This window comes from Reichenbachiella sp. MALMAid0571, assembly GCF_040151475.1.
In the GTDB taxonomy this organism is placed as follows: domain Bacteria; phylum Bacteroidota; class Bacteroidia; order Cytophagales; family Cyclobacteriaceae; genus CAXBNB01.
Map to the genome: position 1 here is coordinate 1 of NZ_JBDKWG010000070.1, position 12,814 is coordinate 12,814.

Below are 12,814 nucleotides of genomic sequence, written 5' to 3' on the forward strand. Positions count from 1 at the left end.
GACTATTCAAATAATGCAACTAAACTTATTTAACAGTAAACAGGGGGGTATTTTTGAAAATCTTGGAAAATCTCCTTAATTTCAACCTAAACTAACTGTTATTGAACTTCTCAAAGTTAGTCGGATACTAGAAATTTAATATCTTCGAGTTTCGGATAAAAGTCAGCGATAATCACATGGAACAAAAAAAGAATGTAGCTCTGGTGCTATCTAGTGGCGGTGCACGTGGAATGGCACATATTGGAGTGATAGATGCTTTGCTCGCTCAGGGTTTTAACATCACTTCGATTTCCGGGACTTCTGTGGGTGCTTTGATTGGAGCATTCCATGCTTCGGGAGATTTACAAGCGTATAAAAAATGGATCCTAAATCTTGACAAATTTGATTTGTTCAAGTTGTTTGATTTCACATTCAGTACTCAAGGGTTCATTAAGGGAGAAAAAGTTTTCAATGAGCTGAAGAAATTCATTTTAGATAAAAAAATAGAAGAATTATCCATCCCATTTACAGCCATTTCTACAGACATCCGACATCAAAAAGAAGTTGTTATTGACAAAGGCAGCATGTATGATGCAATACGGGCTTCCGTTTCGATACCAACTGTTCTCACACCATTGTACAAAGATGATATGGAGCTAATAGATGGGGGAGTAATGAACCCATTGCCAATTAACAGAATAACCAGAACTGAAGGCGATATTCTTGTGGTTGTCAACGTGAGTGCAAAAGAAGGTCATTCACCTGCTAAACCCACCCCTCAGGAAAGAAGCTCTTATCTGAAATCTATCAATAATTTTTTCGAAAGTTGGAGCAAATACCTGCCAGGAACGGCTAAAGTAGAAAAAAAACTTGGCTACTTTGACTTAATGAACAGGTCGATCGACTTGATGCAAGACAAGATCATTGAGCATACGGTAGAAAAGTTTCGACCTGACATTATGGTAAATATTTCTAAAAATGCCTGTTCTACTTTCGAATTTTACCGGGCTGGTGATTTGATTTCTACAGGCAAAAAAGCATTTGAAATAGAGTATAAAAAATATTTGAGCAAAGAAGGAAATGACAATTAAAGAACTTACTATAGTTATATTGAATGTGATGATGGTGAATCCGAAAAGGTAATTGGCAAAAACGGGGAGCAAATGTTATTTGTATATTATACTATAAATTTATTATAGTATATTTGTTGTGTAGTAATCGAGCATGATATTAAGTTTTAGTTGTAAAGAGACCGAAAAAGTTAGTTTAGGTCAGTATTCAAAATTGTGGGATATTAACATTAGGAGAGTTGCCATGAGGCGATTGGACTATTTGGATTCAGCTATTAGCCTAGAGGACTTAAGAATACCGCCTTCAAATAGATTACATCCTTTAAAAGATGACCTAAAAGGGTATCATTCTATTAGTATTAATATGAAGTGGAGAATAATTTTTATTTGGAGAGATGGAAATGCGTATGATGTTAAAATAACAGACTATCACTAATAACGAAAAAATGGAAAAAATTATGAACATTCATCCCGGAGAAATTCTTAAAAAAGACTTTCTTGAACCAATGAATATAACCGCTTATAAGCTATCTAAAGAAATTGGCGTGCAGCAAACAAGGGTAAGTCAAATTATCAAAGGGAAAAATGCAATTACTGCTGACATGGCTACAAGGTTATCTAAATTTTTTGGGACCTCAGCAGAAGTATGGATGAACCTGCAAAGCAAGTATGAAATAAGAAAAACAAGAATAGAGAAACATGATGTGTTAGAAAATATTTCGCCAATAACATCCATTACGGATAGTCACTAAAAAAAGATAGCATATGAGTGAAAAAATAATCAATCCTTTGTGATATCGAATATAAGACGACAATTGTAAGCACTAAATCGGAAAATTTAGTGCTTGAGAGACCAGGCTTCAAAGTACGAAAAGGGTTATTTAATAACCGTAATACTAAAGTCCGTTTTTGTGATTCCGATGTATAAAAAATATTTGAGCAAAGAAGGAAATGACAATTAAAGAACTCAACAACGAGCTTGGAAATATTGATATTTATCTTCTTGATCAGATATTAAAGGGCAGGTATTCTAAGGAAGCAAAAATTCTGGATGCGGGTTGTGGAGAAGGGAGAAATATTATTTACTTCTTGAATAATGGATATAATGTTTTTGGTATTGATCAGAATCCTGATGCTATTCGTATGTTGCAATTTATTCTTGGCTCTAAATACCCAAACTGCCCGAAAGAAAATTTTTCAGTTGGAGAAGTAACTTCAATAAGTTTCGAAAATGAGTCTTTTGATTTGGTGATTAGCAGTGCGGTGTTGCATTTCGCCAAAGACCATGATCATTTCCAGCAAATGTTTTCAGAAATGATCCGTGTATTAAAACCTCAGGGACAATTGTTTGTCAGGATGACTTCAGATATTGGATTGAATGGACACAAAACCAATGATACTACAGGCAGGTACTTTTTACCTGATGGAAATATCCGCTACCTCATTACTCAGCAAAAGATTAATGAACTAACCGAAGTATTCAATTTGGAATTCATAGAGCCCATTAAAACTACCAATGTCAGTGACTTCAGGTGCATGACTACACTGGTTTTGAGTAAAGGATAATCTTATGCGTTTCGAATAAGGATTTGTAGTTGCTGGTTTGTTTAAAATAGTCGTTTGATTGTAGGATATAACAGGAAATCCAAATTTGTTTTGAGAGGGCGTGGCAATTAGTCAATTAATGCTATTTTTACTTTGATAGAAAAGAATAAATGAGAAAACACCTAATTGTATTCATATTGTTTAGTGCTGTGTCTGGTGCTTGTATGGCTCAGAGTTTTATGGGATGGGAATACAACGATCGTTTCTTTTCTGCTCAAATAGGAACAGGCAGGGCAGGCTATATTGGGGAACTTACCAATGGAAAACCACTGGCAGGTGGACTTTCTCTGATGAATATTGGAGTAGAAGCACGTCTTCTGTCACAATTAGGAGCGAAGGTTCAAGTTTCCAGATACAAACTAGAGGGCTCTGATGAAAATGCAGCCGACAGCTCTGCCAACCAACAGAGAAATTTATCTTTCTTTTCTCACAATACAGAAATTTCCCTGCAAGCAATCTATTATTTATTTCCATACTCTGGAATGTACTACAAACGAAGAAATTATGAGCCCTATTTGTCTCTGGGTATAGGGTACAATTTTTTCAATCCAAAAGCCACACTCGACGGAGAAGACTATGTTTTGTCGGACTACCGTACCGAAAATAAAACGTATGCCAAATCTGGTTTGATCATCCCTTTTGGTTTTGGGGTAAAAGGCAAATTGAATGAATTTATGAACCTTAATTTAGATTTGGGCTGGCGTTTTACTTTCACAGATTACCTTGATGATGTTTCTGGAGTATTTGGAGGTCCTTATCCTGACGGAAGTATAGAAGCCAGACTTTCTAATCGCAAAGATGAAGTTTCAGTGGTAAATAGTACTGCCTATGACAGCTATCAGGCTGGCGCAACCAGAGGCAACCCCGACACCAAGGACAATTATTTTTTCATCAACGTCAGTTTGGAAATATATGTCCCACGTGATCTCTTTAAAAGTCGTGGCGGTAAAATGAGAAAAGAAAAAATTATTGGAAAACCTTCAGCGTATTGATCACTATTTCAATAATCCGATTCTGATCCACTGGTTTCAGACTAGTTCCACTTGGCAGGCACAAGCCATTTTCAAACAAAGATTCAGAAACTTCCCCACTATAACAATCATACTCTTTATACAAAGGCTGAAGATGCATCGGCTTCCAGATGTATCTGGATTCAATATTTTCACCTGCCAGATTTTCAATTATTTTGGATACCGGGCTTGTTGTAAAATGCTTTGGATTAAAGAATAAAGCTGTCAACCACCGATCCGAAAAGCATCCTGTTTTTTCTTCTTGAAATTCAATTCCTTTAATATTTTCCAGCTGTTGTTTATAATATTTGAAAACCTTTCTTTTCTTTTCAATTTTATCATTAATGGCTGTAAACTGTCCAAGTCCCAGGCCGGCAAGCACATTGCTCATCCTATAATTATACCCTAATTCTTTATGGATATAACCTGTCCCTGGCTCTTTAGCCTGGGTGGATAGAAACAAACCTCGTTGGTAATGCTCATGATTATTAGTCAACAATGCACCCCCTGCACTGGTAGTTATAATCTTATTTCCATTGAACGATACAATGGCCGAATCCAAAATTTCCCCAGGTTTTTGACCATTAACCTGACATCCAAAAGCCTCTGCAAGATCATGAATCACTGGAATTCCATGTTTTATCCCTATGCTTTTAATGACATCAAATTTTGCCGGCATCCCAAATAAGCTCGTTACAACAATTGCTTTCGGTTTTTTAAGAGAAGATTTTATACTTTTTTCCAAAAGCAAAACGTCTATATTCCAATCATCAAAACTGCTATCAACAAATACAGGGCGAGCACCAATGTATAAAATGGGGTTGACTGCACCACAAAAAGTAAGCGAACTCGAAATAACTACATCTTTCTTTTTCACACCATGACACAGGAGTGCCAAATGGATGGCTGAAGTTCCTGAATTTACCGCAAGGGAATATTTGAACCCTGTATGTTCTGCTATTTTTTCTTCAAAAAGATCAAGATGAGAACCCAGAGGAGCTACCCAGTTGGAATCCAATACTTCTTCAATAAAGAGCTGTTCTTTACCCGTTAAATCCGGAGGTGACAAATATATTTTTTCCTTCTTCACAGATTGTTTTAAGAATGATAACCGGAAAATTTAGTTGCCGGATAGCTACCTGGGCAGCCCTTGATAAAATATACAATGGTTAACAATACAATTTTACAATCAAGGAAAAAGCTCAGATTATCCGAATAGTACACATCCAAATCTAGTTTGTCAGGCCAAGCCACATCATTCCTGCCCGTAACTTGAGCTAACCCTGTAATCCCAGGCATCACATAATGTCTTTTCTTGTGATAATCAGAGTAAAGCGACAAATATTCCATAAGAAATGGTCTGGGGCCTATAAAACTCATATCTCCTCTAATGATATTCCATAGCTGTGGTATTTCATCAAGAGACACCTTTCTAAGTACTTGTCCGAATGGTGTCACTCTTTCAGCATTATCATCAGTCATAGTAATAAACTTATACATTCTAAAAGGTCGTTCGAGATAGCCGGGTCTTGTCTGAGTGAAAAACACCTTTCCATGTGTAAAATATAAAATCAAAGCAATGATTATTATTATCGGACTCAATAATATAAGTAAAGCAATTGCTATAATTTTGTCAGTCAATAATTTTATTGATTTGTAACAAGGTATCATTCAAGGGTGAACTAGATTGAATTTGAATTATCTTCGACAAATATATTACGTTTAAAGCTGAATAATGGATAAGATGCTCAAACCCATCGTTGGAATTGTATTGGTACTTATTTCCTTTGAGGTCACTCAGGCCCAACCCAAAATTAAAATTGCTAAGCTGAAATATGAAGGAGGAGGTGACTGGTATGCAAATAAGACCGCTCTGCCCAATTTGATAGAATTTTGTAATTCCAATCTTTTGACCAACCTAGATACCAGAGATGAGCTCGTAGAAGTAGGCAGCCCTGAAATATACTTATATCCATTCGTTTATATGACAGGACATGGCAATATTGATTTTTCTACCAATCAAGCTCAAAATCTAAGAAATTATCTATTGTCAGGTGGATTTCTTCACATAGACGATAACTATGGGCTGGATCAATTTGTAAGGCTGGAAATGAAAAAAGTGTTCCCCGAACTTGAATTTATCGAGTTACCTTTTGACCATGATATTTACAATCAGAAATATAAATTCACCGAAGGGCTACCTAAAATCCACCAACATGATGGCAAGCCATCTCAGGGATTCGGGTTGATATATGAAGGGAGACTTGTATGTTTCTACTCCTATGAAAGTGACCTTGGGAATGGCTGGGAAGATCAAATAGTCTATAACGATCCGGAAGAAAAAAGGCAACAGGCTCTACAGATGGGGGCTAATATTATATCTTATGCTTTTATGTCCAATTAAGAAAAAAGTGAAAGGACTGCCTCCTCTATGACAGCCCTTTGCACATCAATCAAACAACTTTCTTTGTTTTCTTTTTTTAACTCCGACCTTAGATTGATAAGAAGGTAAAAGGTTTAAATCTTTTACAAAAAAAAGATAGAGACGAGAAAAAAGTGGTTGATGTCAGTTAAAAACACAAAGTATTTTTATTCTTCAAAATATTGGTAATCAAATACATTTCTATTGCCATATCGAAAAAAACTATAGGATGAATCTTTATAATGAGCCATTCGTAGTTATCTTTGAGCCTATTTATATTTAGTCTAAATACCAATTCAAAAAATGAGGAGTGACGAGCAGATTTTAGAGGAGTTAACCAATAAAGAATATGAGCACGGATGGTCTGTAGATTTCGAAGCAGATGAAGCTCCTTTTGGGTTAAATGAAGATATTGTCCGGTTTATTTCTTTGAAAAAAAATGAACCCCAATGGCTGTTGGATTGGAGGCTAAAAGCTTTCGAAATCTGGAAAGGCATGAAAGAGCCAAAATGGCCAAACGTGAAATATCCGGAAATTGACTATCAGAACATCAAATACTATTCTGCTCCCAAACAAAAGAAAAATCTGGAAAGTTTGGACGATGTGGATCCTGAGTTGATTGCAACCTTTGAAAAATTGGGAATTTCATTGTTAGAGCAAAAAAGGTTAACCGGAGTAGCTGTTGATGCTGTGATTGACTCTGTTTCTGTAGCCACTACTTTTAAAGAAACTCTAGGTGAATTGGGAATTATTTTCTGTTCGTTCAGTGAAGCTGTAAAAGAACACCCTGAGTTGGTAAAAAAATATGTTGGTTCTGTAGTGCCTGTTAACGACAACTACTATGCAGCACTTAATTCTGCGGTGTTTTCTGACGGTTCGTTTTGCTACATTCCAAAAGGTGTCAGATGCCCTATGGAGCTATCAACATACTTTAGAATCAATGCTGCAAATACCGGACAATTTGAAAGAACATTGATTGTAGCCGAAGAAGGATCATACGTTAGCTATTTGGAGGGATGTACCGCTCCTCAGCGAGATGAAAATCAATTGCACGCTGCAGTTGTAGAGATATATGCTGCCAAAGATGCAGAAGTAAAATACTCCACTGTCCAGAATTGGTACCCCGGAGACAAAAATGGTAAAGGAGGTATTTACAACTTTGTAACTAAGAGAGGAATATGCTTCGGAGACCGCTCCAAAATTTCATGGACTCAGGTAGAGACCGGGTCAGCCGTTACCTGGAAATACCCTTCATGTATTTTAAAAGGGGATAATTCCATAGGAGAATTTTATTCTGTTGCAGTAACCAACAACATGCAACAAGCCGATACAGGAACCAAAATGATTCATATTGGCAAGAATACCAAGTCGAGAATTGTTTCAAAGGGTATTTCTGCAGGAAAATCTCAAAACAGTTACAGAGGACAGGTACATGTAATGAAGCGTGCAGAAAATGCACGTAACCACTCTCAGTGCGATTCTTTACTCATGGGCAACAATTGTGGAGCGCATACTTTTCCATACATAGATATTGAAAACAAAACGGCTCATGTGGAGCATGAAGCTACTACTTCTAAAATAGGTGAGGATCAAATTTTCTACTGCATGCAGCGAGGCATAGACGAAGAAAGTGCAGTGGCATTGATTGTAAACGGTTATGCTAAGGAAGTGCTTAATCAATTACCAATGGAATTTGCAGTTGAGGCTCAAAAGCTTTTGGCCTTGACCCTCGAAGGAAGTGTAGGTTAATTTATTTCAATAACGAACTCAATAGATACAAATAATTGAAAAGACAAGAATCGACCATATGTCAGGTTCTTTCTTCTTAAAATATAAATACGAAACATGCTTAAGATTAAAAATTTAAAGGCCAATATAGAAGACAAAGAAATCCTCAAAGGGATAAATCTTGAGGTAAAGCCGGGAGAAGTTCATGCTATTATGGGGCCTAATGGTTCAGGTAAAAGTACATTGGCTTCAGTATTGGCAGGACGGGAAGAATATGAAGTGACCGGAGGGGCTGTGGATTTTATGGGAAGCAACTTACTGGAATTATCCGCTGAAGACAGAGCACGTGAGGGAATCTTCCTGGCTTTTCAATACCCGATAGAAATACCAGGCGTAACTACCACCAATTTCATGAAAACTGCTTTGAATCAAATCAGAGAGCATCGAGGCTTGAAAAAACTGGATGCTGTAGCTTTCTTGAAAAAAATGAAAGAAAAAATGAAGTTGGTCGAAATAGATCAGTCTTTGTTGAGCCGATCTCTCAATGAAGGTTTTTCCGGAGGAGAAAAGAAAAGAAATGAGATTTTTCAAATGGCCATGTTAGAACCCAAATTAGCCATTTTGGATGAAACAGATTCAGGATTGGATATTGATGCTTTACGCATTGTAGCCAATGGAGTGAACGCTTTGAAATCAAGCGACAATGCTACCATAGTGGTTACACACTATCAGAGGTTGCTTGATTATATTGTACCGGATTTTGTACATGTATTATACAACGGAAGGATAGTAAAGTCTGGAACCAAAGACCTGGCTCTGGAACTGGAAGAAAAAGGTTATGATTGGATAAAGGCAGAAGCCAATCTGGAAACTGCTTAATACAAAAATCACTAACTCATTTTATTGAATGGATTCTAAATTCAAAAATATATTAGACCAAGAATTGGTCGCAAAAGCTGAAGCTTTTTCAAGCTCATTGAATGGCAGTGCCATTAATGAACTTCAATCCGCCAGAAGCGAGGCATTGGATTATTTGAAAACTACTGGTTTTCCTGCTAAAAAAACAGAAGCATATAAGTACACCAATATCTCCAGAGATATAGCTCAAAACTTCGATTTATCGTTAAATCCGAAATCAACAGAGTTGTCTCTCAAGGAAATCAAAGATTTATTTAATGTTTCCATTGATGCAAACCATCTGGTTTTTATCAATGGCATTTACCACCCCGAAATATCAGAAATAAGTTCTGATGATTCGGAGTTGGCTGTTTCAACCTTTCAAGATGTCTCACTAAATTATCCGGGTAAACTGGAATCTTTATTTGGAAAATACGCCAAATCATCAAAAGATGCTTTTACTGCGCTTAACACCATTTTCACCAACAATGGAGTGTTGGTTGAAATTCCTAAAAATAAAGAATTGAGTTTACCAGTCATTACCTACTTTATAGCTGACGCTACTGAAGGTGAATGCATTAGTTTTCCAAGAACTTTGTACGTAATAGGTCAAAATGCTAAAGCTGACTTTATCCATTTCACCAAATCATTGGGGGAACATAAAACCTTGAAAAATCAAGTAGATGAAATTATCTTAGGCGAAAATGCCCAAGGATCTCTCTACAAAATTCAGGATGATTGCGAAACTTCTTATGCTGTAGGTGAGACGAAAGTTTACCAACCTAACAACAGTAGATTTACGGCAATAACTATAACGCTAAACGGAGCAGTAATCCGCAACAATTTGAATATAGATGTTGATGGAGAAGGTTGTGAAGCAAATATGTATGGTCTGTACCTTACAAAAGGTAAAACCCATGTTGACAACCAGACTGAAGTTGATCACATCAAGCCAAATTCTTACAGCAACGAATTGTACAAGGGAATTATGGATGAAAACTCAAAAGGAGTTTTCAATGGCAAAATATATGTTAGGAGAGAAGCCCAGAAAACAAATGCTTTTCAATCCAATAACAATGTTTTGCTTTCAGATACTGCAACTGTCAATACCAAACCTCAGTTGGAGATTTGGGCTGATGATGTTAAATGCTCACATGGTTGTACGATAGGACAGTTAGATGAAGAAGCCGTATTTTACCTAAGGTCTCGTGGAATTGGAGAAGACAGTGCCCGTGCTATGATCTTACGAGCTTTCGCCAGAGAAGTGCTGGAGAAAATAGAGTACGAAGGATTAAAAGATTATGTGGAGAAAGAAATCACTAAAAGGTTAAGTTTATAAAACAACCTCTCTTAGATTAACGTTTTGAGGAATACCATACTCCGATACAAAAGAATTAAAAAATATTTTTTAGGCAGCAATGATAGCAACAGCATTTGATGTAGAAGCGATAAGAAAGGAGTTTCCAATCCTTCACCAGCAGGTGAATGGAAAACCTTTGGTTTATTTTGACAATGCAGCTACTTCACAAAAGCCAAAATCGGTAATAGATGCGCTCTCAGCCTATTATAATCATGATAATTCTAATATCCACCGAGGTATTCATACGCTCGCAGAACGTGCTACAGCTTCTTTTGAACTGACTAGAGAGAAAGTAAGAGATTTCATCAATGCAGGGGAAGCCGAAGAAATTATTTTCACAAAAGGAACAACAGAAGGAATTAACCTTGTGGCTTCTTCTTTTGGTAGAAAATTTATCAAGGAAGGTGATGAGATTATCATTTCAGCCTTAGAGCATCACTCGAATATTGTGCCATGGCAATTGCTATGTGAAGAAAAAGGATGTGTCTTAAAAGTCATTCCTATTAACAAGAAAGGTGAAATTATCTTTGAAGAATATTTAACTCTGTTGAGTGAAAAAACCAAGTTAGTCAGTGTCAACCACGTATCCAATTCATTAGGTACTATCAATCCTGTTGAAGAAATAATAGCAGCAGCACATCAGGCAGGTGCTAAAGTGCTGATAGATGGTGCTCAGGCTGCACCTCATTTAGATATTGATGTACAGCAATTAAATTGTGACTTTTATGTGTTGTCGGCACATAAAGTATATGGCCCAACTGGTACTGGTGTGCTTTTTGGCAAAAGAGAAGTATTAGAAATGATGCCTCCGTATCAAGGTGGTGGCGAAATGATCAAAGAAGTTCATTTTTCCGGTACTACATTCAATGACATACCTTACAAGTTTGAAGCAGGAACACCAAATATTGGTGAAGTCATTGCCTTCAAAGAAGCTTTGGAATTTGTTGATCGAGTAGGCAAAGAAAACATTGCTGCATATGAAGATGAATTGCTGAAATACGCAACAGATTTACTTCAAGATGTCGAAGGATTTATTCCAGTGGGTACTGCAGATAAAAAAGCGAGTGTAATTTCATTTTTGATAGATGGCATTCACCCTTTTGACTTGGGTCAGCTTTTAGATGCCAAAGGGATTGCAGTAAGAACAGGTCATCATTGTACTCAACCCTTGATGGATTTTTATGAAATAGAAGGAACAGTAAGAGCCTCATTTTCTATCTATAACACCAAACAGGAAATTAAGTATTTTGTAGAGTCATTGAAGTCAATTATTAAAATGCTTAAGTAATGAGGTCAATAGCTGAGGAACAGGAGAATATCATAGAAGACTTTTCAATGCTTGATGGGGATATGGAAATGACCATAGGGTATTTGATGGAGTTGGGGGAAAAGTTACCTGATTTTGAAGAATCCTACCGCACAGATGCCAATATTGTAAAGGGCTGCCAGTCAAAAGTCTGGTTACTTGCGGAAGAAGTGGAAGGCAAAGTTTACTTCAAAGCCGATAGTAACACTGCTATAACAAAAGGTCTTGTAAGCTTGCTGGTAAGAGTACTTTCTGGTCAATTGCCAGACGATATTATTAATGCCGATTTGTATTTCAAAGACAAAATAGGCATGAGCAGATTTATTGGTACTCAAAGATCCAATGGCTTTGCAGCTATGATCAAGCAAATGAAAAACTATGCTTTGGCATTGAAATTAAAAATGGAAGTCAGTTAGTTTAAATGTTGAAAACAATGGCAGAAGAAAATTTAAGAGACAAAGTACTAGCGGCGATAAAAAAGGTCTATGATCCTGAAATCCCCGTGGATGTATATGAATTGGGACTGATCTATGAGATCAATGTATATCCGGTAAACAACGTGTATGTATTGATGACATTGACTTCTCCTGCCTGTCCATCGGCAGAAGCAATTCCTGATGAAATCAAGCAAAATATAAAAGAAATAGAAGGTGTAAATGACGTTGAGGTCGAAGTGACATTTGATCCTCCTTACGCCACAGAAATGATGTCTGAAACAGCTAAATTGGAATTGGGTTTTATGTAAAACCCTTGACATTGCTAAGACGTTACTTCTTTCAATAAAAAATCAAATTAGTAAAACGTAAAAAATAAAAATATGTATCCTGAAGAATTAGTAGCTCCTATGAGGGCAGACTTGACCTCAGTAGGGTTTAGAGAATTGAAAACAGCCAGTGAAGTAGATGAACACTTGAAAGACCATGAAGGCACTACTTTGATGGTGATCAATTCCGTATGCGGATGTGCTGCAGGAGCCGCTCGTCCGGGAGTAAAAATGGCTGTTCAGCATAGTGAAAAAAAACCTGATAACCTTACTACTGTATTTGCAGGTGTAGATACTGATGCGGTACAAAAAGCAAGAGAATATACCTTACCTTACCCCCCTTCTTCTCCGTCTATTGCACTATTTAAAAATGGTGAGTTGGTACACTTTGTAGAAAGGCACCATATAGAAGGCCGTAGTGCCGAAATGATTGGTGATCATTTGGTAGGTGTTTTCAGCGAATTCTGTTAACACAGACAAGTAACATCAAAGATATTAAAAGCGAAGACGATAGTTTTCGCTTTTTTATTTTCAAACCTCATAAAAAAAGCCTCAAAATAATTGAGGCTTTGATTCTATCTACATCAGTAGAAAATAATAAACTGGCAACGACCTACTCTCCCGCATTTAACTGTAGTACCATCGGCGCTGAAGGGCTTAACTGCTCTGTTCGG

General features: G+C 36.9%; 15 protein-coding genes and 1 rRNA gene. 13 read left to right on the forward strand and 3 right to left on the reverse strand.

Annotated elements, in window-relative coordinates; translation table 11 throughout:
- The first annotated feature begins 176 nt into the window (after nt 1–176).
- The 5 genes from AAOP42_RS01180 (at nt 177) to AAOP42_RS01200 (ending at nt 3,646) form a co-directional block, all read left to right on the forward strand.
- Nucleotides 177–1,070, forward strand: coding sequence for a patatin-like phospholipase family protein (locus tag AAOP42_RS01180; RefSeq protein WP_349526620.1), 894 nt, complete (start codon nt 177–179; stop codon nt 1,068–1,070).
- Nucleotides 1,071–1,203: 133 nt separating this feature from the next.
- The gene (locus AAOP42_RS01185; RefSeq protein WP_349526621.1) at nt 1,204–1,485 is read left to right on the forward strand and encodes a type II toxin-antitoxin system RelE/ParE family toxin; all 282 of its coding nucleotides are present in this window, start codon (nt 1,204–1,206) and stop codon (nt 1,483–1,485) included.
- Nucleotides 1,486–1,495: 10 nt separating this feature from the next.
- Nucleotides 1,496–1,801, forward strand: coding sequence for a HigA family addiction module antitoxin (locus AAOP42_RS01190; protein WP_349526622.1), 306 nt, complete (start codon nt 1,496–1,498; stop codon nt 1,799–1,801).
- 199 nt (nt 1,802–2,000) lie between these two features.
- On the forward strand, nt 2,001–2,615 hold the full coding sequence (locus AAOP42_RS01195) for a class I SAM-dependent methyltransferase (protein WP_349526623.1): 615 nt from the start codon (nt 2,001–2,003) through the stop codon (nt 2,613–2,615).
- Between the two features lie 149 nt (nt 2,616–2,764).
- Entirely contained in the window at nt 2,765–3,646 is an 882-nt protein-coding gene (locus tag AAOP42_RS01200) for a DUF6089 family protein (RefSeq protein ID WP_349526624.1), read from the forward strand.
- Here the strand turns inward: AAOP42_RS01200 and AAOP42_RS01205 are convergent.
- Nucleotides 3,621–4,754 (reverse strand): DegT/DnrJ/EryC1/StrS family aminotransferase, encoded by a 1,134-nt coding sequence (locus tag AAOP42_RS01205; RefSeq protein ID WP_349526625.1) that lies wholly within the window; start codon nt 4,752–4,754, stop codon nt 3,621–3,623. The two genes, AAOP42_RS01200 and AAOP42_RS01205, sit on opposite strands and share 26 nt — an antisense overlap.
- 8 nt (nt 4,755–4,762) lie before the next feature.
- Nucleotides 4,763–5,335, reverse strand: a complete 573-nt coding sequence (locus tag AAOP42_RS01210; RefSeq protein WP_349526626.1) for a sugar transferase — start codon at nt 5,333–5,335, stop codon at nt 4,763–4,765.
- Nucleotides 5,336–5,408: 73 nt separating this feature from the next.
- Here AAOP42_RS01210 and AAOP42_RS01215 point away from each other — a divergent pair, with 73 nt between their 5' ends.
- From AAOP42_RS01215 to AAOP42_RS01250, 8 genes are all read left to right on the forward strand, one after another.
- Entirely contained in the window at nt 5,409–6,068 is a 660-nt protein-coding gene (locus AAOP42_RS01215; RefSeq protein ID WP_349526634.1) for a DUF4159 domain-containing protein, read from the forward strand.
- Between the two features lie 321 nt (nt 6,069–6,389).
- Nucleotides 6,390–7,835: a Fe-S cluster assembly protein SufB gene (gene sufB, locus AAOP42_RS01220; RefSeq protein ID WP_349526627.1), complete on the forward strand. Its 1,446-nt coding sequence runs from the start codon at nt 6,390–6,392 to the stop codon at nt 7,833–7,835.
- Between the two features lie 96 nt (nt 7,836–7,931).
- Entirely contained in the window at nt 7,932–8,693 is a 762-nt protein-coding gene (gene sufC, locus AAOP42_RS01225; RefSeq protein WP_349526628.1) for a Fe-S cluster assembly ATPase SufC, read from the forward strand.
- A gap of 28 nt (nt 8,694–8,721) precedes the next feature.
- Nucleotides 8,722–10,050, forward strand: coding sequence for a Fe-S cluster assembly protein SufD (gene sufD, locus AAOP42_RS01230; protein ID WP_349526629.1), 1,329 nt, complete (start codon nt 8,722–8,724; stop codon nt 10,048–10,050).
- Between the two features lie 79 nt (nt 10,051–10,129).
- Nucleotides 10,130–11,359, forward strand: a complete 1,230-nt coding sequence (locus tag AAOP42_RS01235; protein ID WP_349526630.1) for a SufS family cysteine desulfurase — start codon at nt 10,130–10,132, stop codon at nt 11,357–11,359.
- Nucleotides 11,359–11,793, forward strand: a complete 435-nt coding sequence (locus tag AAOP42_RS01240) for a SufE family protein (protein WP_349526631.1) — start codon at nt 11,359–11,361, stop codon at nt 11,791–11,793. The genes AAOP42_RS01235 and AAOP42_RS01240 overlap by 1 nt, the downstream gene beginning before the upstream one ends.
- A 17-nt stretch (nt 11,794–11,810) precedes the next feature.
- A complete protein-coding gene (locus tag AAOP42_RS01245; RefSeq protein ID WP_349526632.1) occupies nt 11,811–12,122 on the forward strand; it encodes an iron-sulfur cluster assembly protein in 312 nt (103 codons plus the stop codon).
- Between the two features lie 72 nt (nt 12,123–12,194).
- On the forward strand, nt 12,195–12,611 hold the full coding sequence (locus AAOP42_RS01250; RefSeq protein ID WP_349526633.1) for a BrxA/BrxB family bacilliredoxin: 417 nt from the start codon (nt 12,195–12,197) through the stop codon (nt 12,609–12,611).
- 129 nt (nt 12,612–12,740) lie between these two features.
- Here AAOP42_RS01250 and rrf read toward each other — a convergent pair.
- Nucleotides 12,741–12,814: ribosomal RNA gene (gene rrf / locus AAOP42_RS23730) — 5S ribosomal RNA — on the reverse strand; the annotation flags it as partial.